The organism is Plantactinospora sp. CNZ320, from assembly GCF_002846275.1.
Map to the genome: position 1 here is coordinate 1,712,074 of NZ_PJMP01000001.1, position 26,220 is coordinate 1,738,293.

20 protein-coding genes are annotated in these 26,220 nt (G+C 72.0%); 5 read left to right on the forward strand and 15 right to left on the reverse strand.

All coding sequences use genetic code 11. The features are described 5' to 3' along the window. Positions 1-144: 144 nt before the first annotated feature. The 3 genes from CLT71_RS07415 to CLT71_RS07425 form a co-directional block, all read right to left on the reverse strand. On the reverse strand, positions 145-1,350 hold the full coding sequence (locus CLT71_RS07415) for a glutamate--cysteine ligase (RefSeq protein ID WP_101366455.1): 1,206 nt from the start codon (positions 1,348-1,350) through the stop codon (positions 145-147). Positions 1,351-1,397: 47 nt separating this feature from the next. Further along, positions 1,398-2,561, reverse strand: coding sequence for a M20 family metallopeptidase (locus tag CLT71_RS07420; protein WP_101366456.1), 1,164 nt, complete (start codon positions 2,559-2,561; stop codon positions 1,398-1,400). A gap of 185 nt (positions 2,562-2,746) precedes the next feature. Then, positions 2,747-3,301, reverse strand: coding sequence for a carboxymuconolactone decarboxylase family protein (locus CLT71_RS07425; RefSeq protein WP_101366457.1), 555 nt, complete (start codon positions 3,299-3,301; stop codon positions 2,747-2,749). A gap of 239 nt (positions 3,302-3,540) precedes the next feature. Between CLT71_RS07425 and CLT71_RS07430 the strand changes: the two genes are divergently transcribed. Then, positions 3,541-6,681: a BTAD domain-containing putative transcriptional regulator gene (locus tag CLT71_RS07430; protein ID WP_158242201.1), complete on the forward strand. Its 3,141-nt coding sequence runs from the start codon at positions 3,541-3,543 to the stop codon at positions 6,679-6,681. A gap of 135 nt (positions 6,682-6,816) precedes the next feature. On the opposite strand, the gene CLT71_RS07435 is transcribed toward CLT71_RS07430, so the two are convergent. From CLT71_RS07435 to CLT71_RS07460, 6 genes are all read right to left on the reverse strand, one after another. Continuing rightward, entirely contained in the window at positions 6,817-7,974 is a 1,158-nt protein-coding gene (locus tag CLT71_RS07435) for an RCC1 domain-containing protein (RefSeq protein WP_486483113.1), read from the reverse strand. Between the two features lie 525 nt (positions 7,975-8,499). Continuing rightward, entirely contained in the window at positions 8,500-9,432 is a 933-nt protein-coding gene (locus tag CLT71_RS07440) for a hypothetical protein (protein WP_101366460.1), read from the reverse strand. A 148-nt stretch (positions 9,433-9,580) separates the two neighbouring features. Then, the gene (locus CLT71_RS07445; RefSeq protein ID WP_486483114.1) at positions 9,581-10,459 is read right to left on the reverse strand and encodes a helix-turn-helix domain-containing protein; all 879 of its coding nucleotides are present in this window, start codon (positions 10,457-10,459) and stop codon (positions 9,581-9,583) included. A 38-nt stretch (positions 10,460-10,497) separates the two neighbouring features. Further along, on the reverse strand, positions 10,498-11,307 hold the full coding sequence (locus tag CLT71_RS07450) for an alpha/beta fold hydrolase (protein WP_101366461.1): 810 nt from the start codon (positions 11,305-11,307) through the stop codon (positions 10,498-10,500). A 331-nt stretch (positions 11,308-11,638) separates the two neighbouring features. Next, the gene (locus CLT71_RS07455) at positions 11,639-11,971 is read right to left on the reverse strand and encodes a hypothetical protein (RefSeq protein WP_143743398.1); all 333 of its coding nucleotides are present in this window, start codon (positions 11,969-11,971) and stop codon (positions 11,639-11,641) included. A gap of 527 nt (positions 11,972-12,498) precedes the next feature. Further along, positions 12,499-14,121, reverse strand: coding sequence for a sigma-70 family RNA polymerase sigma factor (locus CLT71_RS07460; protein WP_101366463.1), 1,623 nt, complete (start codon positions 14,119-14,121; stop codon positions 12,499-12,501). An 832-nt stretch (positions 14,122-14,953) separates the two neighbouring features. Between CLT71_RS07460 and CLT71_RS07465 the strand changes: the two genes are divergently transcribed. Further along, positions 14,954-16,405: a glycoside hydrolase family 62 protein gene (locus tag CLT71_RS07465; protein ID WP_486483115.1), complete on the forward strand. Its 1,452-nt coding sequence runs from the start codon at positions 14,954-14,956 to the stop codon at positions 16,403-16,405. Positions 16,406-16,658: 253 nt separating this feature from the next. On the opposite strand, the gene CLT71_RS07470 is transcribed toward CLT71_RS07465, so the two are convergent. Both CLT71_RS07470 and CLT71_RS07475 read right to left on the reverse strand, forming a co-directional pair. After that, entirely contained in the window at positions 16,659-17,336 is a 678-nt protein-coding gene (locus tag CLT71_RS07470) for a response regulator transcription factor (RefSeq protein ID WP_101366464.1), read from the reverse strand. After that, complete coding sequence (locus CLT71_RS07475) at positions 17,333-18,568, reverse strand: sensor histidine kinase (protein WP_101366465.1); 1,236 nt, start codon at positions 18,566-18,568, stop codon at positions 17,333-17,335. The genes CLT71_RS07470 and CLT71_RS07475 overlap by 4 nt, the downstream gene beginning before the upstream one ends. A 345-nt stretch (positions 18,569-18,913) precedes the next feature. Between CLT71_RS07475 and CLT71_RS07480 the strand changes: the two genes are divergently transcribed. From CLT71_RS07480 to CLT71_RS07490, 3 genes are all read left to right on the forward strand, one after another. Continuing rightward, positions 18,914-20,740, forward strand: coding sequence for an ABC transporter ATP-binding protein (locus CLT71_RS07480; RefSeq protein ID WP_101366466.1), 1,827 nt, complete (start codon positions 18,914-18,916; stop codon positions 20,738-20,740). A gap of 2 nt (positions 20,741-20,742) precedes the next feature. Next, positions 20,743-22,491, forward strand: coding sequence for an ABC transporter ATP-binding protein (locus CLT71_RS07485; protein WP_101366467.1), 1,749 nt, complete (start codon positions 20,743-20,745; stop codon positions 22,489-22,491). A 148-nt stretch (positions 22,492-22,639) separates the two neighbouring features. Continuing rightward, positions 22,640-22,969, forward strand: a complete 330-nt coding sequence (locus tag CLT71_RS07490) for a PRC-barrel domain-containing protein (RefSeq protein WP_486483116.1) — start codon at positions 22,640-22,642, stop codon at positions 22,967-22,969. A 137-nt stretch (positions 22,970-23,106) separates the two neighbouring features. Here the strand turns inward: CLT71_RS07490 and CLT71_RS07495 are convergent, their stop codons facing one another. The 4 genes from CLT71_RS07495 to CLT71_RS07510 all read right to left on the reverse strand — a co-directional run bounded on the left by CLT71_RS07495 (position 23,107) and on the right by CLT71_RS07510 (position 26,148). After that, positions 23,107-24,054 (reverse strand): extracellular catalytic domain type 1 short-chain-length polyhydroxyalkanoate depolymerase, encoded by a 948-nt coding sequence (locus tag CLT71_RS07495; protein WP_101371234.1) that lies wholly within the window; start codon positions 24,052-24,054, stop codon positions 23,107-23,109. A 142-nt stretch (positions 24,055-24,196) separates the two neighbouring features. After that, on the reverse strand, positions 24,197-25,258 hold the full coding sequence (locus CLT71_RS07500; RefSeq protein ID WP_101366469.1) for a YihY/virulence factor BrkB family protein: 1,062 nt from the start codon (positions 25,256-25,258) through the stop codon (positions 24,197-24,199). A gap of 54 nt (positions 25,259-25,312) precedes the next feature. Further along, positions 25,313-25,732 (reverse strand): DUF3618 domain-containing protein, encoded by a 420-nt coding sequence (locus tag CLT71_RS07505; protein ID WP_101366470.1) that lies wholly within the window; start codon positions 25,730-25,732, stop codon positions 25,313-25,315. Beyond that, on the reverse strand, positions 25,729-26,148 hold the full coding sequence (locus CLT71_RS07510; RefSeq protein WP_101366471.1) for a phage holin family protein: 420 nt from the start codon (positions 26,146-26,148) through the stop codon (positions 25,729-25,731). The genes CLT71_RS07505 and CLT71_RS07510 overlap by 4 nt, the downstream gene beginning before the upstream one ends. Positions 26,149-26,220 lie beyond the last annotated feature (72 nt).

Here is a 26,220-nt window from a genome sequence, read left to right on the forward strand (position 1 = left end):
TTGGGTAGCAGGTAGGCGTCGGTCACCTGGGGCCTCCCCTGATCGGGTCTGCCGGCCGTCGGCGGGAGGGCTGCCTGCCGCCGCGTCCGGTTCCTCCAGCATTTCCGAGGCGGGGGCGATTCGCGTTATGCCGGCGTGCTTTCTTCACCCGCTCGCCGGCGGGCCGGATACCGACCCGTCGGACGGGGACACTGCTGGCACGTCGGATGGGGACGCATCGCGCGCGGGCGCATCGGGGGCGGTCTGGTTGGCGATCTCGTCGACCACGTCGGTCAGGCGTCCGCGCAGCGCCGCCGCCGCCCGCTGGCGGGTCGCACCGTCGCCGTCCGTGCCGAGCCGGGCCAGCCAGTCCTCGACCCGCTCGCGGTCACCCGACTCGTCCAGCGCCGGTCGGGCCAGCTCGACCAGGCGCTCGGCGAGGGTCGCGGCGGGCAGCAGCCGTCCCGTGGTGACGTCGACGCCGTACCCGCCCATTCCGTCGCGGGCGGCCCGCCAGTACGCGAGCCGGATCAGCTCGGGCGCCAACTCCGGTCCCTCGTCCCCCCGGTCGACGGCATCACCTGCGACGACCGCCAGCGCCCGCACCAGGGCGGCGTGTGCCACGGACTCGGCGGCGGTGAGGGGTACGTCGGCGACCCGCACCTCCAGCGTGGGGTACTTCGTCGACAGCCGGAGATCCCAGAAGATCGTGCCGTGGTCGACCAGTGCGCCCGCCTCGAGCAGTGTCTGCACATGGTCGTCGTACTGCCGTGCCGACCTCAGGAACGGCGGCGGGCCGGCCACCGGCCAACGTCCCCAGGTGACGCTGCGCCAGCTCGCGTAACCGGTGTCGCGCTCGGCCCAGTAGGGCGAGTTCGCCGAGAGGGCGAGAAACACCGGCAGGTGTTGCCGCAGGTGGTTGCCGATCAGCACGGCGCGGTCCCGGTCGGGCTGCTCCAGGTGGACGTGCAGGGCGCAGATCGCCAGTTCGTCGTGCAGCCCACGGAAGGTGGCGGTGCCCCGGTCCTGGCGTGGCCCCTCGGTGATGGGCGGCGGCACGGCGCGACCGAGCACCGGCGAGCCGCTGGCGATCACCCGCAGGCCGGCCGACCGGGCCGCGGCCTGCACGGCGGCGCGGCCCTCGACGAGTTGCCCGCCGAGTTCGTCCAGGCTCCGGCACGGATCGGTGCGGGTCTCGACCTGGAGCTTGGTGATCTCGCCACCCACCCGGGCGCCGAGGGCCGGTCGGGCGCCGTCGACGACAGTCGCTGCCTCGGGTACGACCTCGCCCCGGGCGCCGTCGACGACGAGGAACTCCTCCTCTACTCCGAGCAGCGGAATGCGCGATCCCGAGCGCTGTCCCGTGGTCATGCCGACGCCGACCCCTCGCTGCCGGTCGTTCGCCGACGGTGAGCACGTTACGGGATTTCGTCGATGCGTCGCGGTACGAGACGCTCGGCGGTGCGGAGCGTGTCGACGAGTCCGGCCAGCAGTGCCGTCCGCTCCGGCATGCGGTCCAGGCAGACGTACTCGTCGGCGGAGTGCGCCCCGCCGCCGACCGCGCCCAGCCCGTCCAGGGTCGGTACGCCCAGCGCGGCGGTGAAGTTGCCGTCGGACGCACCGGCGGCGTACGCGCCGACGAGGTTCGGGATGCCGAGTTGGCCGGCGATCGACTGGGCCAGCTCCAGGAGGGGGCGTGCGAGTTCCGGGGACATCGGATAGCGGTTGATCCCGCCCTGCACCGCGAGCGTCGCCTCGGGCAGGTACGGCACCAGCCCACGGATGGCGTGGTCGACGCGTTCGAGTTCGTCGGTGGTCCAGGCTCGGACGTCGACGGAGAGGCTGGCGCGCTCGGGCACCGTGTTGGTCGTGGTGCCGGCGGAGAGCAGGGTCGGGGTGACCGAGGTGCCCCCGCCCTCCGGCGCGCCGAGTGCACCGAGGGAGAGAACCTGGTGCGCTACCTCGACCGTGGCGTTGACGCCGCGCTGCGGTTCGACGCCGGCGTGTGCGGCACGCCCCCGGACGGTGAGGCGGTAGACCGAGCCGCCCTTCCTGGCCACCTTCACCTGCCCGTCCGGGGTGGCCGCCTCGCAGACCAGAACCGCAGCCGAGCGCAGTGCCTCCCGCTCGATGAGCGGTCGAGAGGTGATCGACCCGCTCTCCTCGTCACAGCTGAGCAGTACGCCCACCGTCGAGGTCTCCTCGACCAGGCGCAGCGCCGTGAACATCTGCACGATGCCGGCCTTCATGTCGCAGACGCCGGGGCCGGTCGCGACGTCCCCGCGTACGGCGAAGGGCCTGGATCGGATCGTGCCGACCGGGAAGACGGTGTCGAAGTGGCCGAGGAGCAGCACGCGCTGGTCGACCGCCGGCCAGAGCAGGTGCGGCAGGCCGTCGACCACGACCCGCCGGGCGGGCCGGCCGAGCACCTCCTCCCCCCAGCGGGCGAGCAGGTCGGCACAGGACTCCAGTTGGGGCAGTGAGCCCGGTGCCGACTCGTACGCGACGAGCGTGCTCAACCGGTCGACCATCTCCGCGTGGAACTGTTGCGCGGCATCGAGCAGGCGGCGTGGGTGGTCCATCGATCCCTCCGACCGGGTGACGGGCCTGGCAAGGCGTGTCCGTCGACGATCGCAGGGGGATCCGGGTGCGGTCACCCGTGGCCGTGCTCAGGATGCCGACACCTCTGGCCGGCTGCGCACCCGCACCGGCTGCGCGTCTGGGCCGGTTCCGCGTAGCGCTTGGGCCGGCTGCACGTCTGGGCCGGTTACGCGTTGACCGCCGCGCCGTAGCCGACCTCGACGATCCGGCGCGCGGACTCGGCGTAGGCGTCCGGACCGACTGGTGCGAAGGTGCCGAGGCCGTCGACGTACCGGTTGAACATGCAGAACGCGGCGGCGATCAGGACGGTGTCGTGGATCTCCAGATCGGTGGCGCCGTTCGCACGGGCGTCGGCGACCAGCTCGGTGGTGACGTTGCGGCCACTGACCTGGACCGCCCCGGCGATACGCAGCAGTGCCCGCAGTTTCGCCGAGATCGGGGCGGTGTCGAGGTCGGCGCGTACCTGCTCGACCAGGGTCATGCCGTCGTCGAGCTGTGCGGCGGCGAACGCCGAGTGCGACGCGCAGCAGAAGTCGCACTCGTTGCGCCCCGAGACGTACGCGGCGATCAGTTCCCGTTCACCGGCCGGAAGCGGGTGCGGGCCCCGCAGCAGTACCTCGGCCAACTCGTTGAGCGGCTTCGCCGTCTCCGGGCGGTACCGCATCGGGCCGCTGATGCCGGGAAACCGCACCTCGTCGACCCCGAGATCGATGTGCGCCATGATGTCGTCCTGCCTTCCGATCGAGGACCGTGGCCCGGTCGGGCGGCGCCGTTGTCGACAGACGAGCCCGGCGGGGCGGCGTGACCGACGCCGCGCAGCCACGATCTCATCCCCGCCACCGGCCGTCTTTCTTCGTTCGTGCTCCGTTCTCGCCCGACGTTCCATCCACCTCTCCCGTGGTGGGCGTCGATAGGATGCCTCGGTACCAGGTGATATCGGGCCGCAGGTGGGGGGCTGTGATGCTGGAGGTTCGGCTTCTCGGACCACTGGAGATCAGCGTCGGTGACGTGCGGCTGCCGCCCGGACCGCCGAAACAGCAGATCGTGCTGAGCATGCTGGCGTTGCAGCCGGGACGCCGGGTCGGGATGCCGGAGATGGTCGACGAGCTGTGGCCCGCGGGTCCACCTGCCTCGGCGGTGGCGAACCTGCGCGGGTACGCGGCGAACCTGCGCCGGTTGTTGGACGGGGTCGCACCCGGCCGTCGGGCGCTGGTGCGGCGCGGCGACGGCTATGAACTCGATCTGCGCCCGGAGGACGTGGACGTGTTCGGGTTCACGGCGGAGCTTCAGGAGGCGTCCGCCGCGCTGGCCGGCGGGGACCTCGCCGGGGCGGAGCGGTCGCTCGGCCGGGCCGAGGGGCGGTGGCGGGGGCCGATGCTGGCCGGGTTGCCGTTGGGTCCGGCGCTGTCGGCGCGGGCGGAGGCGATGCGGGAGCTGCGGATCGGGATGGTCGAGCAGTGGGCGGAGGTCTGCCTGGCAACCGGCCGGTCCGGAACCGCGGTGATGATGCTGCGGGACCATCTGAGCGTTCATCCGCTGCGGGAGGGCGGGTACGCGTTGCTGATCCGGGCGCTCTACCAGGAGGGAGACGTACCGGGGGCGCTGGCCGCGTTCGGTGTGGCGCGTTCGGCACTTGTGGAGCAACTGGGCATCGAACCGGGCGCGGAGTTGCGGCGGCTGCACCAGGCGGTACTCAACCGGGATCCGCTCCTCGACGGAGCCGGTGCCGGTCCGGGTGCCCGGGACCGGTCGACGCCGCGCGGCGGCACCGGCTCGCAGCGGCCGGAATCGCCGGTGCCGGATGGTGGCGGGGTGCTCCCGACGCGCTGGCTGCCCCGGACACCGGCGGACTTCACCGGCCGGAACGAGCTGGTGGACAGGCTGGCGACGGCGATCCGGCGGGCGGATCCGGATGCGTCGGCGGTGCTGGTCATCGACGGGATGGCCGGAGTCGGCAAGACGGCGGTGGCGGTCCACCTGGCCGGGCGGTTCGCCGGGGCGTACCCGGATGGGCAGTTGTTCGTCGACCTGGGCGGACACGGCACCGACGGTCAGGTCAGCGCGGCGGCGGCGCTGATCACCCTGCTGCGCCAGTTGGGCGTCCCGGCGAGTCAGATCCCGGCGGAACTCGACCACCGGATCGCGCTGTGGCGCTCCGAACTCGCCCGCCGGCGGGTGGTGGTGGTGCTGGACAACGCGGGCAGCAGCGAGCATGTGACCCCGTTGCTGCCGTCGGCGCCGGGATCGCTGACGCTGGTGACGAGCCGGCGGCGGCTGGTGGTCAGCAGCAGCGTGCCGCCGCTGACCCTGCCGCTGCTGGACCCCGCCGAGGCGATCGATCTGCTGGCCAGGCTCGTCGGGCGGGACCGGGTCGACGCCGAGCCGGAGGCCGTGGCGGCGGTGGTGGGCCGGTGCGGGTATCTTCCGCTGGCGATCCGGCTGGCGGGCGCTCGGCTGGCGCACCGCCCGGAGTGGCGGGTGGCGGATCTCGCGGAGCGGCTGGCCGGGGCTCGCCCCGTGCTGGGCGAGCTGTCGGCCGAGGACAGCACCGTCGCCAACGCGTTCAGCCTGTCCTACGAGCCACTGCCGGAGCCGGTACGCCGGATGTTCCGGCTGCTGGGACTCTTCCCCGGCGAGCACTTCGGGGTGGGTGCGGCGGCGGCGCTGGCCGACGTCTCGCTGATGGCGGGGGAGACGCTGATGGCGGAACTGGTCGACCGGCACCTCGTCCAGGAGCCGGCCGCCGGCCGGTTCCGGCTGCACGACCTGGTCCGCGACTACGCGCGCGAGCTGACCGTGGGCCGAGACGCGGTGGCGGACCGGTACGCGGCCCTGGAACGGCTGTTCGACTACTACGTGCACGCCTGCCTGGCGGCGAGCCGGGCGATGGAGCGGGCCCCGATGCCGGCGATCACGAACCCGGGTGGACCGCTGCGGCCGGATCTGCTCCCGGCGCTTCCGACGAACCTGGAATGGTTGGAGACGGAACGGCAGAACCTGCGCGCGCTGGTCCGACTCGCGGCGGGGACGTGTCCACAGTGGGCACCGCGGCTGGCCGCCTCGGGGTGGCGGTTCTACATGATGCGGGGTTACTCCGACGACATCCTCGACATCTATGGGAACGGGCTACAGGCGGCGCGGGAGTCCGGTGACCAGGCTGGCGTCGCCACGATGTGCAACTACCGCGCGTACGCCTACATGCGCAGCGGTAACCTACAGCTCGCGGTCCGGGATCTGGAGACCGCGATCGAGGTACGGGAGCAGGCCGGGGACCGGGCCGGTGCCAGTGGCAGCAAGGCCAATCTCGGGACCGTCTACTGGCACCTGGGCCGGGTGGATGACGTGATCACCCTGTACAACGGTCTGTTGGCGGACCGTGGATCGTGGGGTCCGTACGCGATGACCATCCTGCCGAACATCGGTCTGGTGCAGATGTTCCTCGGTAAATATCAGGACGCGCTGGTCATGCACCGCCGGCACCTCTACGCGGCACGCCTCTCCGACAGCCCGTTCAATCTCGCCACCGCCCTGGCCAACATCGGGGCGGTCAGATCGCGTCTCGGCCAGTTCGGGCTGGCGATCCGCTTCCTGCGCGCCGCGATGAGGATCGGGGACCGCACCAGCAGCCGCTACGGCGAGGCGTTCGCCCTCACCGAACTGGGTGCCGCGCTGTGCGGGCTGCGCCGCTTCGACGACGCCCGCGAGTACCACGAACGCGCGCTGACCGCGGCGGAACAGCCCGGTGACCGGCGGAGCGAGGCGGCGGCGCTCAACGGGATCGGCCTGGCCCTGTCGGCCCAGCAACGCCCCGACGAGGCCGTCGGCTACCACCGGCACGCGTTGCAGGTGGCCACCCGGATCAGCCACCCCTACGAGCAGGGACGAGCCCTCGCCGGCATCGCCGGCCTGCTCGAACGGGACGACCGCGCCGAGGCGTGCCGGTACTGGACGCGGGCGCTGGCCATCTTCGACCGTCTCCGGGCACCCGAGCGGGTCGAGGCCGAACGCCGGCTCGCCGCCCTCACCAGCCACGCCCACGTGCACCCCGAAGGCGGCCACCGGGAGCTGGGGGTGTGCGTGTCAGGCGCGGTTCCGGCATGACGTCCGGCGGTAGCCGTGCCATCGGCCCTCATCACCGGTACCTCAGTGGACGGGTGGTCGCCATGCCATCGGCCCGCACCACCGGTGTTTCAGCGGGCGGGCCGATGACATGACAGGAAGAGCGGCTGGTTACGGTCAGCCCGGGATGGTCACCTGGGTCGGGGTCGACCGCTGGGTCAGGGTGCCGTCACCGAGCTGTCCCGACGCGTTGTTGCCCCAGCACCACAGGCCGCCGTCGGTGCGGACCGCGCAGTTGTGGTAGCTGCCGACAACCCCGCCGGCCCAGGTGGTCGCGGTGCCGACCCGGGTGGGGGCGTTCCGGTGGGTGGTGCTGCCGTCGCCGAGCTGCCCCATCGAGTTGTTGCCCCAGCACCACAGGCTGCCGTCGGTGCGGACCGCGCAGGCCGTGTCGTTGCCGCCGAGCACCGAACTCCAGGTGGTGGCGCTGCCGACCTGGATCGGCGAGGTCCGGTGCGGGCCGCTGACGCCGAGCTGGCCGTAGCCGTTCTCGCCCCAGCACCACAGCGTCCCGTCGGCGCGGACGGCGCAGGTGAAGGTGTAACCGGTCACCACGCCGGTCCAGGTGGTCCCGGTACCGACCTGCGCCGGGGAGGTCCGGTAGCTCAGGATGCCGAGACCGAGCTGGCCGTTCGAGCTGTCACCCCAGCACCACAGGGTGCCGTCGGTGCGGCGGGCACAGGTGTGCGCGTAACCGGCCGCCACACTCACCCAGCTGGTCGCCGTGTCGACCCGTACCGGGGTGCTCGCGTCGGCCAGGGCGGCACCGGTACCGAGCTGGCCGTTGCGGTTGCGGCCCCAGCACCACAGGCTGCCGTCGGTACGGGTGCCGCAGGTGTGACCGTCGCCGGCACTGACACTTGCCCAGTTGGTGGCGCTGCCGACCTGCACCGGACTGCTCCGGTGCGTGGTGGTGCCGTCGCCGAGCTGACCGCTGCCGTTACGGCCCCAGCACCACAGCGTGCCGTCGGTCCGAACCGCGCAGGTGTAACTGGTGCCGGCGTCGATACTCGCCCAGTTGGTGACGCTGCCGATCTGCACCGGCGTGGTCCGGCTCGTGGTGGTGCCGTCACCGAGCTGACCGCTGCTGTTGCCGCCCCAGCACCAGAGTCCTCCGTCGGTGCTGATGGCACAGGTGTGTGAGTAACCGGCGGCGACGCTGGAAACCGTCGGAGCGACCGCAGCCGAGACGTTCATCGGGCCGCGTTCCGCAGCACCGGTACCAGCACCGGTACCGGCGACGGCGGCGCCCGCCGTGACTCCGATGGCAAGCACGGCGATTCCGACCGATGCCGCCGCCTTGGCGACAGCTCTCCGGTATCGCCGCCATGCGTACCGCAACCAACCATCCTGATTTTCGCTCATGTACTGTTCTCTCCTAAAACGACGTCGATGCCCGGACGGTGGAGGCGGCAGTGCCCTGGTAGGCCGCCAGTGACCCACCAAATTCATAGCATCGCCCTTCGATATTGACTAGGGGCAATGTCGAATCGGAGTGGTAATTCCGCACACCACCACCCGTGAAGCGAGTCCGTTCCACGAGTGAAGTGCAGTTTTCGCCTACTCGTCCACTGAGTCGCCACTCAGGGTTGCCGATATGTCGCTCGCTGGCCGGCCGCCGATGCCGACCGGTCGGGGATGTCGGAAACGACGCGCGACATCGTCGGAGAAGCGACGGGGGCGCGACCATCGGCCACGCCCCCGCGCAATCTGCCTCGGGCCGGGTGAGCGCTCAACCAGCCTCGGTCACATGCACCGCTCAACCAGCCTCGGCCAGATGCACCGCTCGACCAGCGTCGGTCAGGCGAAGTAGCGGATCGTGCCCCGCAACGCCGCGGTGTCGCCCTCGCAGTGCTGCACGTACGTCGCGGAGAGTGCGCTCACCGCACCCGACGCGTCGAACGCGATCTCCCGGATGGTGAACTGCCCGGTCAGGGTGTTGCAGCCCCGCCCGTTCCCGCTCACCGACAGGCCCGGGTGGCCGCTGTCGTGGAACGGGTACCGCTGGGCGTCGGTGTAGGTACCCACCCGCAGCGTCTCCCCCGCCGGCGGGTACAGCTCGACCGTCCAGTAGTCACGCTGGCCGGAGACCGAGTACGACACTCCGCTCGCGGTACCCCGCAGGCCGAACACCGTCGTCGCGTTGGTGTACGCCTTGGTCACCCCGCCGCCGATGTAGTCCCCGGCATCGCTGACGAACCGGTACGACAGCGGGTAGGCGGCGAACTTGACCGTCCCCTGTAGACGGGGTGCGGTCGCCGACTCGCAGTGCTGGGTGAACCGCGCGTCGAGCATCGTCACCGTACCGTCGGCGTCGGTGCCGATCTGGTCGATCCAGAAGTTGCCGTACACCTGGTTGCAGCCCCGCCCGGTCCCCGACACGTCGAGTCCCGGCGAGCGGCCGGTACGGAAGGCGGCCCGCTCCGCATCCAGATACCGGCCGGGCCGGAGCACGTCGCCGTTCGGCGCGGCCAACTCGATCGTCCACCACTCCGAACCGGCATCCACCCGCATCGTCACGTATCCGGCGGTGCCGGAGAGCTGGATGTCGGCCGACGGCGCCTGGTAGTCGCGGCTCTGTCCACCGCCGATGTAGTCACCGGCCTCGCTGGTGAACGAGTACGACGTCACACTCGTCGGCGCCGCGTGGGCCGGCGTGGCGGCGATCGCCAGCACGGCTCCGGTGACGAGCCCGGCGGCCATCCCGATTGTCGTCAGGCGTCTGAGCAGCATGGAACCCCCCGTCCTGATTGTGTTCCCGAGGCGCACCGGCCGGCACGCCGCGAACACCGTATCGACAGGCTTCACCGCCCGCCGCGCCGGGGTGATCCACCGCACCACCGGAGCGGGGTGACCCGGACATCGGTGATCGTGGTCGGCCTCAGCGGCCGGCAGGGCGTTCGCCCCGGGTCGCCGGGGCTCCCGGGCGCGCCGACGCCGGCCACGCGACGTCGTCGATGGCGAGCCACGGGGCGTTCGCCACGGCGGCGGGGGTGAGCCCGGCGATCGCCCTGATCTCGCGGTGCAGGTGGGACTGGTCGACGTAGCCGCTCTCGGCGGCAACGTGGGCGACGGCCCGACCCGCCGCGAGGAGGTGTGCGGCGTGGTCGAACCGCACCAGCCGGGCGGCGCGTTTGGGTGTGATGCCGATCTGGGCCCGGAAGCGGGACCAGAGGCGCTTGCGGCTCCAGCCGACGTCGTCCGCCAGGCCGTCGACCCGCACCCGTCCCCGGCTGGCAAGGGTCCGCCGCCAGGTCTGGGCGACCTCCGGATCGACGCGTGGGCGGCCGTCCAGCCGCCGACCGAGGATCTCCCAGGCGATCGTGAACCGCTCGTCCCAGGAGGCGGTTCCGCGCAGTCTCTCCTCGACCCGCCCGGCGTCCGCGCCCCAGACGTCCTCAAGGGACACCGCGATCCCGTCGAGCTCGGTCGGCGCGCCGAGCACCGCGGCAGCCACCACCGGTTCCAGGCGGATCTGCAGGCACTCGCCCCGGCGGCCCGCCGCCCGGAAGTCCCCGGGAAGGAGCCCGACGACGACGCTGCCGCGACCGTACCGGCCGTGCGTCTGGTAGCCGAGTCCCTCCCCCTCGCTGAGGTCGACGATCAGCGTGACGGACGGGTGCGCGACCATGGCGATGTCCACGGCCGCCCCGGCGCGGTGGCGGAACCCGGCCATGCTGATTCCCGGCAGCCGGCGCGCCGGGCGCGGGACCGCGATCTCCACCGACGCCCAGTCGGGGTACGTCCCGGTGGGCAGCACACCACCAGCCTAGGGTTCCGAGGTAACGGCCCGGGACGTCAGCGGCTCGTTGCGGCGAAACTCAGCAGCAGCTCGCTGACCGCCTCGGGCGCTTCCAGCATGGGTACGTGACCGACGCCGGGCAGCAGTTCGAGTCGAGCGTTCGGCACCGCCCCGTACTGCTGTGCCGAGGCCGGGTCCCAGCGAGGGTCGGCGGCACCGAAGATCGCCAGTACCGGGACGTCGAGATCCGCGAGTCGTGCGGGCACGCTCCGCTCGGCGACGTACGCGGTGTTCCGCCGCAGTACCGTGCGCAACGTGCGGTAGGTCATCCCCCGCAGCTCGGCGACCACGTCGTCCGGAATTTCCACCGGGCGAACGCAGGTCGCGCTGATCCCCCGGCGGATCATCGCGTCGGAACGCCTCGCGAACAGCAGCGGACCGAGGGGTGGGGCCAGCAGGACCCGAAGCAGCATCGGCTGCGGAAGGAACGCGTCGGGGCTCGGGCCGGTGCTGATCAACGCCAGTGACCTCACCAGGGCGGGGCGCTGGCCGGCGAGCGCGGTGGCGATGTAACCGCCGCTGGAGTGCGCGACCACCGCGACCTCCCGGACGCCGATCTGGTCGAGTGCCTCCGCCACCCGGCTCGCCTGGGCGGGCACGTCGTACGACGGCGCGGGCGGGGACTTGCCGTGACCGGCGAGGTCGACCCGGATGACGTGGTGCTGGTCGGCGAGTGCCGGAACCACCGGGTTCCAGGAGCCGCTCGATGCTCCGGAGCCGTGGATGAGCAGCATCGCCGGTGCCTGCGGTGGACCGTCCTGGACCAGGTGCAGTCCGGGCGGGGGCGCAACGTCGTACTCGGTCATCCGGCGATGGTGCCCGGGACGCCGCGCACCGGTCTTGGACAAATGTCGTCGCCGACCTCGGGCGCCGTCGAACGTGTGCCCGACGAACCCGGGCACTCCCTCCCTACCTCGGCTCTCTGCTGGTCCGCCCCCACGCCCGGTTCCCATCTGGCGTCGTCGAGATCCCACGCGGCGCGGACCATTGCCGACAGCCGCCCCCGAAACACCGCCGGGAGCCGACGCGTCGCCTACTCCGCGCCGGCTCCCGTCGCCCACCTCCGCCAGGTGGGCGGTCCCGGGGTGCGGTCTGTGGCGGGGAAGGGCGGTCCCCTCCGCATCCGCGCCCCGAGCGTCATGGTGTGGACAGCTCGAACCTGCGCGCTGTGACCGCGCCGCCGAGCGCCTGGGTGGCGTACTTGAAGATCCCGAACCGGTACCGGTTGTACACGTCCAGCGCCCTGCCGGTGTTCCGGTTCACCAGCACATGCCAGGCGCCGGTGTCCGTGGTGGCGGCCGAGGCCGCCACCGGGCCGAAGGTGGCGACGGCGGTGCTGACGAGAGCGGTCGTCGGGACGGCGACGAGAATGGACCGCCGGCGGCGCCGCCGGCCACGAACCGGGGACCGGTGCCCCGGTGCCGGTGCCGGTGCCGGCCCGCCCGGCGGCGACTGCGCCACGACATGCACGGCGTTTCTCCCTCTGGCGGTGACCATCCTCGCCTGCCGAGCTCAGCTGGCCGTGACCCTGATGTGAGCGCTAACACGAAGGAGGCAGATGTCCCCCCACATCGAATCAAACTCAGCTGAGCCGCTCCGTTGGATGTACCGGATATTGCCATAGCGTTACGGCGTACTCAAGGGTGAACGTCAATGTCTATGCAGAATTTGCCGTACTCGCCGACCGCGCCGATCCCGGGCAGAACACCGACTCCGGACGACGGGATCCGATAACACTTTCCACCGGATCGGATGGGCCCGACCACGGCCGCAAATCTCACAGCACTTTTCTGTTATCGGTCCCGGTGTCGCACGGTCGCGGGTACCGGCGCCAGGTCCGCTGCCCTGCCCGTCACGCGCCCGATGCCGCCGACGACGGCCGGGACCGCCCCGGCGACGGCCACCGGATCGCCGCCACGGACGGGACCGTGACCACCGCCGAAGAAAGCCGCACGGGAAGAAGCCGCACGAGAAGAAGCCGCACGGGGAGCCGGCCGCTACCCGCCGAGCGGGGACCGGGTCCGGAACGAGGCGTCAGCGCGGAAGGCGGGATCGTCGACGACCTGGTCCACCCAGAGCTGGAAGTTCCGGTGGCGCAGGAACCAGCCGGGATAATTGGACGCCTCCAGTGACACCGAGTCCGCTGCCGTGCCCGGCCGCACACAGAACGTCGCGTCCCCACGGAACAGCCGGCTCTCCTCGACCTCGCTCAACCGCACCCGCCAGGACGAATGACGCAGGTAACGCCCGTCCTCGGCCCGGAAGGAGACGCACTCCGGGTCCGCCAGGCCGGGGACCGCCTCGAACGTCGCCCACCGTCGGGTCGCATCGTCGCTCTCCGCGCCGACCCGGGCCAGCAGCCCGAGACCGTCGACGGTCGTGACGAACGCCCCCACCTGGTTGACCGACTCCATCGACACCCGCCCCAGCGGCAACGGTCGCGGCCCGGTACTCGCCGACGGGGCGCCGGTCCGATCCGGCCGCACCCGCGCCGGGGTGGTCGCGCGCGGTGCCGACGTCGGGGGGACGGCGACCGCCGGCGTCGAGCGGGACTCCGCGGCCGAGGGTGCCGAGGTCGGGGCGGCGATCCCCACCGGTGGCCGTGGATCCGCCGCCGGCCAGGTCGCGGTGGTGACCGTGGCACCGGCGGCCACCGTGCCGGCGGCCACCACGGCGACGACGGGATGCGCGCCGATCAGTTGGCCCAGTTGGCCCAGGAACCCTGCCTTGACGCCCGCGCCGACGGCGCCGGAACCACCGACCGCCGGCACGCCCGAGACCGCCGCCGTCGAGACCGCGCCGAGGACGCCCCCGGCCAGCCCGCCCTTCCCGGCCAGCGCCGCCACCAGTGCCGTGGGTACGGGGACCAGCGCCAGGCCCACGAGGAGGCGCTCCGGTGCGACAAGCGCGTCACCGTGTAGGGCGCAGACCGGGCAGGACCGGGTGTGCCGGGTGATGCGTTTGCGCCACAGCGGACTCGGTCGACCATCCCAGTCCGCCAGCACCGCCCGGAGACCGTCGCAGCCCGGGCGGGCGTCCAACGCCGCCACCAGCCTCCGGCTGAGTTCCAACTGGTGGCGCATCCGCTGGACGCGTACCCCGGCGTGTGCGGCCCCGACCCCGAGCGATTCGGCCAGTTCCGCCCGGCTGAGCCGGCCCGCCGTCTCCAGCCACCACAGCGACAGCAGCGCGCGGTCCTCCGGATCCAGCCAGCGACTGGCCCGGACCACCTGTCGGCGCTGGTCGGAGAGGTCCACCCGCAGCAGCGTCAGGTCCTCGAGGTCGGAGCCGGCCTCCGGTTCCCCGGCCACCTCGTCCAGGGCGACCGCGCGTTCGGCGGCCACCTGCTGCCGCTGCGCAGCCGTGCTCACCTGCCGCAGCGCGATCGCCACCAACCAGGGCCGGAAGCTCTCCGGGGTCCGCAGCGTCCGCAGTTCCCGCAGGGCGCGGAGCATGGTCTCCTGCACGACGTCGTCGACGTCCGGATGGCCGCTCAGCGCCCTGCGCACGATGGTGTAGACGATCGGCAGGTACCCGACGACGAGTTCGTCCAGCGCCCGCCGGTCGCCGGACTGTGCCGCGACGACCAGGCTCGTCTCGTTCGTGCGGGTAGCTCGCATGTTCCATCGCCGTCACAGGTGTCGGAGGGTGGTGCTGGACCCCGGTCCGACATCGGCCGCGGAACGCCGGGCGTACGGGCACGACCGTGTCGAGCCGTCGCACGCCGATGGGTACCCGGCGAAGTCGAGGGGCCAATGGTGTGGTGGTTGACTGTGATGGACGTCGACGGCCGAGTCAAGAAGTTGCCGGGATTCTCCGAGGTCCGCTCACGAACCGGCGAGGCGGGACAGTAACGGGAAAAGCACCCACGACTGGGCGGGCATGCCGAGCCGGCACGGGAGGTTTTCGCCGCCGACGAAGAAGTCGGCGACGCCGATGAAGCAAACTCGCGAACCCCTCGTTCGAGCCGCTCGGCACATTTCTTCGGGCAATCGGGAATGGCTTCTTGCGGCGGCCGCCCGGTACGCGGTATGTTACCGCTCACATGAGCTGCCACCCATGGGCACGGGTGTGGACCACATCCGGGGGTGGCGCCGAACAGGCGCGCGCGGGCGCCGTCGATCCGGCCACTCGGCCACGCCGAGCCGGACCCACCGGGCCACACCGCAGGGTGCGCCCGTCCACGAGCGCACATCGCTCCGGTCCCATCGTTGGCGATCGTCCGGGCACCGCCAACCCTCTCCTGCCGCACCGGCCGGGCGGCCCGGCGCCCCCGTACCACCGAACGGGCGGCGCCGGGCCGGGCCGGGCGCTGACGCGGGCCCGAACGAGGGCGCGGGGACCCTCGGCAGCGACCCGGGGCCGGCGGTGGCGCGGGGGTGATGCGGCTTCGTCCAGCCGCCGCGTATCCCAGCGCGGCGCCACCCAGCGCGACTGTAAGGAGTTCCCCCAGTGCGACAACCAGCCAGACTACGAGTGGGCCTGCTCGTGGCGGTCACCGGAATGGTCGCCGCCGCCGGCGCGACGAGCATCCTTCCCGCACACGCCGTCGCGACCGGCTGCTCCGTGAACTACTCGATATCGTCCCAGTGGCCGGGCGGGTTCGGCGCCAACATCACCGTGACCAACCTGGGTGACCCGATCAACGGCTGGACCCTGACCTGGAACTACGGTGCGGGGCAGCAGGTCACCCAGGCGTGGAACGCGTCGGTGACACAGAGCGGCAACCAGGTCACCGCGAGAAACGTCGGTTACAACGCCTCGATCGCCAGCAACGCGAGCGTGTCGTTCGGGCTCAACGGATCGTGGACCGGCAGCAACCCGACGCCCTCGTCGTTCACGCTCAACGGCACGACCTGCACCGGCGGGGTCACCGACCCGCCGACCGATCCCCCGACGGGCTCGCCGAGCAACCCGCCGACCGACCCACCCACCAACCCACCGACCGGGAACCTGCCGACCAGCTTCCGATGGAACTCCACGGGCGCTCTGGTCGGGCCGAAGAACGACGGCCGCGCCATCGCCGGCATCAAGGACCCCTCGGTGGTCTATCACAACGGCCGCTACCACGTCTTTGCCAGCACGGCGAAGACGGCAGGATACAACCTGGTCTACCTCAACTTCACCGACTGGTCCCAGGCCGGCAGCGCGACCTTCCACTACCTCGACCAGGCACCGCTCGGCACCGGATACCGGGCCGCGCCGCAGGTGTTCTACTTCGCCCCGCAGCGACTCTGGTATCTGGTCTACCAGACCGGCAACGCGTCGTACTCCACCAACCCCGACATCAGCAACCCGAACGGCTGGACCGCGCCGAGACACTTCTACAGCGGCATGCCGCAGATCATCCAGGACAACATCGGCAACGGCTACTGGGTCGACATGTGGGTCATCTGCGACAGCGCCAACTGCCACCTCTTCTCCTCCGACGACAACGGCCACCTCTACCGGTCGCAGACCTCGGTGGCGAACTTCCCGAACGGGATGACCCAGCCGGTGATCGCGATGCAGGACGCCAACCGGAACCGGCTCTTCGAGGCCGCAAACGTCTACCGGATCGCCGGGCAGAACCAGTACCTGCTGATCCACGAGGCGATCGGCTCCGACGGCCGGCGCTGGTTCCGCTCCTGGACCTCCACCAACATCGCCGGCCCGTGGCAGGTGCTCGCCGCCGAGGAGAACAACCCGTTCGCCCGGGCCAACAACGTCAGCTTCCCGAACGGGGCCTGGACCCGGGACATCAGCCACGGCGAGATGGTCCGGACCGAGGTCGACCAGACCCTCACCATCAGCCCCTGCAACCTGCGCTACCTCTACCAGGGGATGGACCCCAACGCCGGTGGCGACTACAACAGCCTCCCCTGGCGCCTCGGACTGTTGACCCAGACCAACTCGACCTGCTGAACGGATCGCTGCGCCACGGCGAGCACGGCCTGCGTTCGGGGCGAGCGCGGCCTGCGTTCGGGGCGAGCGCGGCCTGCGACGACCGGCCGAGAGGAGAGGCGGAATCTCCCTCGGCCGGTCGACGGGGCCGTCGTCCGCGCTGTCGGGCACGCGGCGTCGCCGGCAGGGAGCCGACGGCGTGACCGGGGACGACGGAGCCGACGCGATCCAGGACCAGGCCCGGGTGCCAGCGGGCGGGCGCGGTGGGGCCGGGCTACCCGGTGAGCGGAACCAGCCCGCTCTGGTACGCGATCACGACAAGCTGTGCGCGGTCGCGCGCGCCCAGCTTCCCCATCGTGCGGCTGACGTGCGTACGGGCGGTGGCCGGGCTGAGGAAGAGCGCGGCGCCGATCTCGTCGTTGCTCATGCCCCGCCCCACCAGGGCGAGCACCTCGCGCTCGCGGTCGGTCAACACCTTGAGCCGGTCCGCGCCGCTCCTGGCGGTCTGCCGTTGCGCGGTGAACTGGCCGATGAGGCGGCGGGTGATCCGGGGTGCGAGCAGTGCGTCACCGGCGGCGACCACCCGGATGGCGTGCAGGAGTTCGGCCGGCCCCGCGTCCTTGAGCAGGAACCCGCTCGCCCCCGCCTGTAGCGCCTCGAAGACGTTCTCGTCGGTGTCGTAGGTGGTGAGGATGAGGACCCGGACCCGCTCCAACCCGATCGTCCCGGCGATCTGCCCGGTGGCCCGGATCCCGTCCAGCCGGGGCATCCGGATGTCCATCAGGACCACGTCGGGGCGGTTGGCCCGGGCCAGCTCCACCGCCTCGGCACCGGTGGTGGCCTCACCGACCACCGTGATGTCCTCCTCCAGGTCGAGCAGGACCCGGAAGCCGGAACGGACCAGCCGCTCGTCGTCGGCGATGAGGACCCTGATCGGCGGCGTGGAGTTCACGAGCGCGACCCGGCCGGGGCGAGCGGCAGTCGGGCGGCGACCTCGAACCCACCCTCCGGGCGGGGCTTCGCCTCGAGGTCACCGCCGAGCAGCCGGCAGCGTTCGCGCATCCCGGTGATCCCACGGCCGGTGGCCGGTGAGCCGCCAGAGCGCGCCGGGGCGTACGACGGTTCACGGCCGCCCTCGTCGACCACCCGTACCAGCAGGGCGTCTACGCCGGTTTCGAGCACCACCGTCACCCGGGCCGGGCCGACGTGGCGGATCACGTTGGTGATCGATTCCTGCACGATGCGGTACGCGGCACTGCCCACCGCACTCGGCAGCGGTGTCACCGGCAGGTTCCGCTCGACTGCGATCTCCAGCCCGGCGTCGCGGGCCTTACCGGCGAGTTCGTCGATCTGGTCGAGCCCGGGATAGGGCTCGCGATCGTCGCCGTCGCGCAGGACACCGAGGATCGCACGCATCTCGCGCAGGGCCCGCGAACTGGTCTGCTCGATGGTCTGCAGCGCCTCGCGCGCCTGCTCCGGTCGCTTGTCGAGCACGTGTGCGGTGACGCCGGCCTGCACGTTGATGATGGCGATGGCGTGCGCGACCGTGTCGTGGACCTCGCGGGCGATCCGCAGCCGTTCGGCGTCGACCCGGGCCCGGGCCTCCTCGTCCCGGGACCGCTCGGCGAGTTCTGCCCGCTCCTGCGCGTCGGCCGCGATGACCCGGCGGGACCGGACGGACTCGCCGAGCGTCGTGCTGATCACCGACCCACCGATCCGGAAGAAGACCCAGCCGAGCGCCGCCCGCGGCTCGATGTCCACGGCGGCGATCAACCAGCCGACGGCGAGCACCGAGGTGCCCAGGACGGCGATCCGCAGCGACCGCCGGCCGTCACCGTAGGCGGCGAGACTGTAGAGGGCGACGAAGAGGCCGAGATAGGAGAGCCGGTCGGGAAAGCCGAGTCCGAAGTAGACCAGGCTGGCCAGCGCCGTCACGGTGAAGACCGCGACGGGCCATCGGCGACGGGCGGCGACGGCCACCCCGCTCACCACCAGCAGCAGGTAGCCGGCATTGCCGAAGTCCGAGACCGGCCTGGACACCGGCTCGGGAAGCCCGACCGCGTAGTCGGCGACGCTCAGAATCTGGATCACGGTGACGAAGAGCGCGAGCAGGAGATCCGCGAACCAGGCGGGCCGGCGGGAAAGCCAGGCGGAGCCGTGTGCCGTCACCGCCCGCAGCTCCATGGCGTGATCGTACGGGAGCCGCGACCACGCGTACTCCGGCCGGAAGCGTCACCTGTTACGCCCGCCGACGTAGCCGGTCATCCGCTCCGTACGCGCGTTTACGTAACCGGCGCCATCCGTCGCCGGAAGCGACGCCCGGCCCCTCGACGCGACTATCGACGGCATGACGAGAGATCTCTGCCCGGCCGACCGGGGCCGCGACACCCGTGCCGACACCCGCGCCCGGCCCGCGCTCGACCGTCGCGTGCCGATGCGGCTCCGGAACGCGGCGCCAGCCACCCGTCCGGCACTGTGCCGGCGCCGTCCACCCTGCGGCGTGCCCGGGTACCTGCGGACGGGCCGGCGATGAGCACCGTCGGTCTGGCCGAGTCGACGCAGCGCCCCACCCCGACCACCGAGCCGGTTCCGGAACGGAGTATCGCCGGACTGCTGCGCCCCTTCGTCACCGGTTTCACCGCCGTGGTGGTACTTCAGATCATCGGTGCCGTCGCGGGTCTGGTACCGCTGCTGGCTGTCGTCGAGCTGGGTCGTACCCTGCTCTCCCCCGGCCCGGTCGATGCCGGGCACGTCCGGACCGTCGTCCTCGCGGGCGTGGCCGGTCTCTTCGTCCGGCTGCTCTTCACCGGCGTGTCCTCCGGAGTCGGGCACCTCGTCGACACCCGGGTGCAACTGTCGTTCCGCAGGCAACTGGCGCACCGGTTGGGCCGGGTGCCGATCGGCTGGCTCGCCGGACGCCGCACCGGCGAGCTGGCCAAGGTGGTCGGCGAGGACGTCACCGCGGTACACCCGTTCATCGCGCACACCCCCGGCGAACTCGTCTCCGCCTTCGTGGTGCCGCTGGTGTCGCTCGGCTATCTCCTCACCGTCGACTGGCGGCTCACCCTCGTCACGCTGGTCCCGGTGCTGCTCGCCGTGGCGCTGGTCCCGCTGATGATGACCCCGACCCGGCTCCGCGAGCAGCGAGAGTTCGACACGGCCATGGGCCGGATCGCCAACTCAGTCGTCGAGTTCGTGCAGGGCATCTCGGTGGTCAAGGCGTTCGGCGGAACCGGGCGTGCCCACCGGGCCTTCCGGACCTCCGTGGACGATTTCGTCAGCGCGTTCCACCAGATGGTGCGCGGCCTCGCCGGCATCGCCGCCGGGATGCAGGTCGCGCTCTCGCCACCGTTCGTGCTGCTGGCCGTGCTGATCGGCGGGGCGACGCTGATCACGGCCGGTTCCATGCCCCCGGCGGACCTGCTGCCGTTCCTGCTGCTCGGGCTCGGCCTGACCGCTCCGGTGGCGGCTCTCGGGCACGGCTTCGACGACCTGCAGACCGCCCGGCGCGCGGTCGGGCGGATCCGGGACGTCCTCGACGTGCCACCGCTGCCCGAACCCGCCCACCCGGTCGCACCGCGCGGACACCTGGTCGAGCTGCGTGCCGTCCGGTTCGGCTACGACCCCGACCACGAGGTACTGCGCGGAATCGACCTGGTGCTGCCCAGCGGTACGGTGACCGCGGTCGTCGGACCGTCCGGAAGCGGAAAGTCCACACTGGCCCAGCTCCTGCCCCGGTTCTTCGACCCGACCCACGGTTCGGTGCTGCTCGGCGGCGTCGACCTGCGCGACATCGGCAGCCGGGACCTCTACCGGAGGGTCTCCTTCGTCTTCCAGGACGTCCGGCTGCTGCGCGCGTCGGTCGCGGAGAACATCGCGCTGGCGGTACCGCACGCCGACCTGGCCGATGTGGTCCGGGCCGCCGAACTGGCCAACATCCACGAGCGGATCCTCGAACTGCCCCGTGGGTACGAGACGGTGCTCGGCGAGGAGGTCGGGCTCTCCGGTGGCGAGGCTCAACGGATCTCGATCGCCCGCGCGCTGCTCGCCGACGCCCCGGTACTGGTGCTCGACGAGGCGACCGCCTTCGCCGATCCGCCCACCGAACTGGCGGTACGCCGGGCTCTGGCCACGTTGCGGGGCGGCCGGACCATCCTGGTGATCGCGCACCGCCTGGAGACCATCGCCGACGCCGACAACGTCGTGGTGCTGGAGGACGGGTCGATCGTCGAGCGCGGCAGCCCCGCCGAACTACTGGCCCGGGACGGACGGTTCGCCGCGTACTGGAGATCGCACCAGGCGGCGCTCGTCGACGGACCCGAACCGCATCGTGACGTACCGCAGGGAGGCGAGTGACGATGATCCGAATGCTGCTGCGCGTGCTGGGCCGCGAACACGCCCGGCCGGTACGTCGCACCGTGGCGCTGATGACGGCGACCGCGGTGCTGGAGGGCCTCTGCTACGCACTGCTGGTGCCGGTGCTGCGCAACCTGTTCGGAGGTACCCCGGAAGGCGCCCGGCCGTGGCTGGTCGCGTTCGGTGCCCTGGTCGCCGGCTACGCGGTACTGCGGTACGTGAGCGACGTCTCCGGCTTCCGCTCCGCCACCTCGCTGTTACGGGGCACGTACCACCGGCTCGGGGAGCACCTGGCCCGGCTGCCCGTCGGCTGGTACAGCGCCGCCCGGGTCGGGGAGGTCTCCGTACTGGCCAGCCGGGGCGTACTACAGGCGTTGGGTGTGATCGCGCATCTGCTGGCACCCTCGATCTCCGCCGCGGTGACCCCGCTGACCATCGTCGCCGTGATGCTCGCCTTCGACTGGCGGATGGGGCTCGCCGCGCTGGCCGCCGTACCGCTGGTGGCGACGATCCAGTTCTGGACGGGACGCGCGATGGCCGCCGCCGACACCGAGCGTGCCGAGCGGGACCACGAGGCCACCGGGCGGGTCATCGAGTACCTCCAGGCCCAGCCGGTGTTGCGGGCCGGCGGCCGTACCGTGGAACGTTTCCGACTGCTCGACGACTCGCTGCGGCAGATCGAGCGCGCCTCCCGGCGTGCCATGCGGTCGGCGCTGCCCGGCATGCTGGGGCTGACCCTGGTGGTGCAGGCGGTGTTCACCCTGTTGCTGGTGCTGGGTGGCTATCTCGCGCTGGGCGGGCACATCGGCACGGCGGAGGTCCTGACGATCCTGGTGCTGGCCGCCCGGTGCGCGGACCCGCTGCTGTCGCTGTCGGACATCGGTAGCCAGCTTCGCGGCGCGCGTGCCGAGCTGGCCAGGCTCGACACGCTGCTGCGCGTCGCGCCGCTGCCGGAGCCTCGCCAGCCGCTCCGGCCGGAGCGCCACGACCTGCGGTTCGACTCCGTGTCGTTCCGGCACGGCGACCGGACCGTGCTCGACGGCCTCTCCCTCCACGTGCCGCAGGGACAGCGACTCGCCGTCGTCGGTCCCTCCGGCGCGGGCAAGACGACAGTGCTGCGGCTGCTCGCGCGGTTCTACGACGTGGACGCCGGAGCGGTACGGGTGGGCGGGGTGGACGTACGCGAGATCAACACCGACGAGCTGATGGCCCGGATCGCCTTCGTCTTCCAGGATGTCTACCTCTTCGACGGCACCATCGAGGAGAACGTGCGGCTCGGCCGTCCCGACGCCGACGATGCGCAGGTACGGGCGGCGGCCACCGCGGCGCGGCTGGACGAGGTGATCGAGCGGCTTCCCGGCGGGTGGGCGACGAACGTGGGCGAGGGCGGCACACTGCTCTCCGGCGGTGAGCGCCAACGCGTCTCGATCGCGCGGGCGCTGCTGAAGGACGCGCCCATCGTGCTGCTGGACGAGGTGACCTCGGCGCTGGATCCGCTGAACGAGGCGGCCGTCCTGGAGGGGGTCGAGCGGCTGATGGCGGGCCGGACGGTGGTGATGGTCGCACACCGGCCGCGTACCGTCCGCCGCGCCGATCGGGTCGTGCTGTTGGATGGCGGTCGGATCGTGGCGGAGGGAGAGCACGACGAGCTCGTCGGCCGTGGTGGCCGGTACGCCGATTTCTGGAACGCCACAGGTGGCGGCCCGACGGCTGGGCGGCAGCCGTCCGAAGCCTCCGTCGGTGCCCCCTGAGCGGCAGCGCCGGGCCGGCAGGCACAGCCGCCGCGACCCGATCCGCACCCGGTCACGTTTCGGCACCGGTGGTGCCGGGAAGGAGACGCGGTTTCGGTGCCTGTGGTGTCGAGGTTTCGGTGCCTGTGGTGCCGGGAAGGAGGCGAGGATGCATCCGCACACGCCCGCGGCGCCCGGCATGCCGACCGAGCCGCTACCGATCGCCCAGGTCAACACGGGAATGTCCGTGATCGACGCCACCGGTGAACACGTCGGAACGGTCTCGGCCGTCCAGCAGCCCGGCACCGACGTACGCCCGGACGCCCCGGCCGGGGAGGCGGAGCACCTGATGGACGCCGGGTACCTGAGGATCGATCTCGACGGCATGACGAGCGCCGACGCCTACGTCGCCGCTCCGCAGGTGGCCAGCGTCTCGGAGGCCGACCCCGGCGTGGTGATCCTCACCGTGCCGCGCAGCGCGCTGTCCCGCGCCGGATAGCGAGGAAACCCGGCCGGATAGCGAGGAAACCTCGAACACCCCAGCCCGGGAACCGGTTCGACCGGTACCCGGGCTGGCCGTCGTCGTCGGCCCCGGACGATCTCTGGGTACGGCGGCCAGCGGCCCGGACGGTCCGGTCAGGGTCTGGGATGGGTGCTGAAGAACGCCCAGATCACCGCCGTGGCGTCCAGTGCCGACGACGGTGGGTCGAGCAGCGCGCGTGCCGCCGGGCCGTCCGACCCCGGCTGGCCCGGCCACTGGTGACCGGCGTCGGCGATGGTGACCAGGGTGACCTCCCGCCCGTCCTGGCAACTGGCGGCGGAGGTCGTCACCGCCCCGGCCACGCGGACGGTGGCCGCACCGCACCGGGCGACCCGCCGCCAGGTGTCGACAAGCGCCGTGACCGGCGGACCCGCGGTGTCGGCCGGCGCCGTACCCTGGCCGCCGTTGTCCCGCCGACCCGGCCCGCCGCCGTACGGGATGGTGCGGTCCGCCGTGCCGTGGATGTGGATGACGGACGTCGGCGACGGGGCGGGGCACGGGCCCAACAGGGTGCCGGACACCACCCCGACCGCCGCGAACAGGGTGGTGTCGCAGGCGAGGCGGTACGCGAGCATCCCGCCGTTGGAGATCCCGGCGGCGTACGTCCGGGCCGGGTCGACCGGGGTCTCGGAGCCGATCGCCGCCACCATCCGCTCGACGAACCCGACATCGTCCACCTTGGACCTGACAGCCGGGCCGCAGCAACCGGGACTGACCGCCCAGGCCCGCCGGATCCCATCCGGGTACGCGACGAGGAACCCCGCACGGTCCGCCTCGGCGTTCCAACCGTAGGACGACTCTGCCTGACTTCCGGTGCCCAGCGCGCCGTGCAGCATCACTACCAGCGGCACCGGCGCCGACAGCGCGAGGCTGGCCGGCCGGTACACCCGGAACGTGCGTCGCTGGCCGTCCACTGTGAGCTCGTGCGAGCTGGTCCCGACGGGCAGGGCATCGGGGGTGGCGCCGGCGGAGGGTGCCGGCGAAGTGGCGGCGGGTCGGCGGGGCGGATCCGCCGACCAGCAGCCGCCGGCCAGCAGCAGCATCGCGAGCACCGGAAGCAACAGTCTCGAGGTGGTTGCCGCCGTCGGCGCTGCCGCCCGCGCCCCCGACCCGTCCGCGTGCTGACCATCCACAGGTGGCAAGCGTAGTCGTCGCGCCCCGCCGCGCCGTGGCGCGGTTGGCCGATCAGGACAGGCCCCGGCCCTTACCCTCCTTGATCTTCCTGGTGTCGCGGAGTTCGACGAAGGGCTCCTCGTCCTCCGGGTGCCCACCGGCGATCGCGCGGCCCCGGTGCAGTTCCGCGTCGAACTCGGCGCCGAGCAGGACCGCCAGATTCGAGATCCAGAGCCAGACGAAGAAGATGACGACACCGCCCAGGGTGCCGTACGTCTTGTTGTAGGTGCCGAAGTTCGCCACGTAGAAGGCGAATCCGGCCGAGGCGATGATCCAGATGACCACGGCGAGCAGGCCGCCGGGAGTGATCCACCGGAAGCCGCCCTGCCGGGCGTTGGGCGCGGCCCAGTACAGGATGGCGAACATCAGGCTGACCAGCACCAGCAGCACCGGCCACTTCGCCACGTTCCAGACGGTGATCAGTGTCGAGCCCGCACCGAGCGCGTCACCGGCCCACTCGGCGAGCCGGCCGGTGAAGACGACCATCATGGCGCTGACCGCCAGCAGGGTTCCGACCACGATGGTGACCGCGACCCGGATCGGCAGGGTCTTCCAGATCGGGCGGCCCTCGGGCACCTCGTAGATGGCGTTGGAGGCGCGCATGAACGCCCCGATGTACCCGGAAGCGGACCAGAGCGCGACGACCAGACCGACGATGGCGAAGAGGCCGGCGGTGCCCTGCGCCTCGGTGAGGTTCCGGGCACCGGTCGTCAGGATCTCGCCGACCGGGCCGGGTGCGATCCTGCCCATGTCGTCGATGAGTGGCTGGATCACCGAGTCGCCGATCAGGCCGAGCACCGAGACCAGGACCAGCAGGCCCGGGAAGATCGACAGGACGGCGTAGTAGGTGAGCGCGGCGGCCCAGTCGGCAAGACTGTCGTCGCCGAACTCGCGCACGGTGCGCCGCAGTACGCCCCACCAGCCGCGTGGACCGAGCTTCGTCGGCTGGTCCGGGGCGCCACCTGCGCCGTGCGTACCCGCCTGCGGCGCCGAGGGGCGACGACTCGCGGGTACGGTCCCGCCGTCGGTCACCTCGTCGTCGCGGTACGCGCGGTCCGTGCTCTTCTCCACCATCGCGGAGCCTGCCTCTCGGGTTGGGTCGCCCCGGCTGCCTGAACCGTCGGGTGGTTACCGCGTACGCCAGCGCCACAGCCGGGCACCGGGCCTGGCCATGGCACGACGGCGCAGCAGCACCACTGTCACCACCGCGGCGGCGAGCGCGGAGAGCATGCCGACGTACGGCGCCGGCCGCTGCCGCGCCCTCGTGGCGGCCCGCCGGCCGACCTCTCCGGCCCGTACCGCCGCCACCTGTGCGGTCTCCGCCGCGAGGTCCCGCACCTGTCCGGCCTGGTCCTTCACCTCGGCAACCTTCTCCTTGGCGCGCGTTTTGACGTCCGCCCGTTCCGCCAGATGCTGCACGGTGTCGCCCAGCTCGCTCCGGGTCCGGGCGATGTCGGCGCGGATCGCCTCCGGACCGGTCGACCCGGGTTCGCCTGCGACACTCGTGGTACGGGGCTCCGCACCCGCCCTACCGGTACTCGTGGTCATCGGTGTGCCCTCTCCTTCACCTCGTCGATGTCGGCCTGCACGCTGCGGATCGCCTCCTCCGGGACAGGTGGACCGGCCTGCCGCACCTGTCGACGGCCGACCAGGGCCAGTCCGGCGGCGGCGGCGAAGAGCAGCACGGCCACGATCAACGCGGCCAGCCAGCCCGGCATCGCCTCGGCCAGTCCGAGGACGAGGCTGGCCAGCAGTGCCGCCACCCCGTACAGGGCGACCAGCCCGCCGCCCCCGAAGAGGCCGACACCGACGCCGGCCCGCTTGCCCTTCTCGGTCATTTCCGCCTTGGCCAGCGCCAGCTCGGCCCGGACCAGGCGCGAGATCTGCTCGGCGGCTTGGCGGACCAGTTCGGCGGTCGGCGCCTGGTCGGGGTCGGCCGCGCTGCCACGGGTGACGTCGCTCATCTCGTCCGCTCCTTCCTCTGCCGGACGGATATGCCCCGTCGCGGTCCGGCTCAAAACGCCTCGTCGCCGCGC

Bases quoted from the DNA above. Each gene is read 5' to 3' on its own strand.
- CLT71_RS07475 (WP_101366465.1), bottom strand. From the start codon at position 18,568: ATGGAGCTGCGGGCGGTGACGGCACACGGCTCCGCCTGGCTTTCCCGC.
- CLT71_RS07460 (WP_101366463.1), bottom strand. From the start codon at position 14,121: ATGCGAGCTACCCGCACGAACGAGACGAGCCTGGTCGTCGCGGCACAG.
- CLT71_RS07415 (WP_101366455.1), bottom strand. From the start codon at position 1,350: ATGACCACGGGACAGCGCTCGGGATCGCGCATTCCGCTGCTCGGAGTA.
- CLT71_RS07490 (WP_486483116.1), top strand. From the start codon at position 22,640: ATGCATCCGCACACGCCCGCGGCGCCCGGCATGCCGACCGAGCCGCTA.
- CLT71_RS07500 (WP_101366469.1), bottom strand. From the start codon at position 25,258: ATGGTGGAGAAGAGCACGGACCGCGCGTACCGCGACGACGAGGTGACC.
- CLT71_RS07440 (WP_101366460.1), bottom strand. From the start codon at position 9,432: ATGCTGCTCAGACGCCTGACGACAATCGGGATGGCCGCCGGGCTCGTC.
- CLT71_RS07505 (WP_101366470.1), bottom strand. From the start codon at position 25,732: ATGACCACGAGTACCGGTAGGGCGGGTGCGGAGCCCCGTACCACGAGT.
- CLT71_RS07420 (WP_101366456.1), bottom strand. From the start codon at position 2,561: ATGGACCACCCACGCCGCCTGCTCGATGCCGCGCAACAGTTCCACGCG.
- CLT71_RS07495 (WP_101371234.1), bottom strand. From the start codon at position 24,054: ATGCTGCTGCTGGCCGGCGGCTGCTGGTCGGCGGATCCGCCCCGCCGA.
- CLT71_RS07510 (WP_101366471.1), bottom strand. From the start codon at position 26,148: ATGAGCGACGTCACCCGTGGCAGCGCGGCCGACCCCGACCAGGCGCCG.
- CLT71_RS07425 (WP_101366457.1), bottom strand. From the start codon at position 3,301: ATGGCGCACATCGATCTCGGGGTCGACGAGGTGCGGTTTCCCGGCATC.
- CLT71_RS07485 (WP_101366467.1), top strand. From the start codon at position 20,743: ATGATCCGAATGCTGCTGCGCGTGCTGGGCCGCGAACACGCCCGGCCG.
- CLT71_RS07450 (WP_101366461.1), bottom strand. From the start codon at position 11,307: ATGACCGAGTACGACGTTGCGCCCCCGCCCGGACTGCACCTGGTCCAG.
- CLT71_RS07480 (WP_101366466.1), top strand. From the start codon at position 18,914: ATGAGCACCGTCGGTCTGGCCGAGTCGACGCAGCGCCCCACCCCGACC.
- CLT71_RS07430 (WP_158242201.1), top strand. From the start codon at position 3,541: ATGCTGGAGGTTCGGCTTCTCGGACCACTGGAGATCAGCGTCGGTGAC.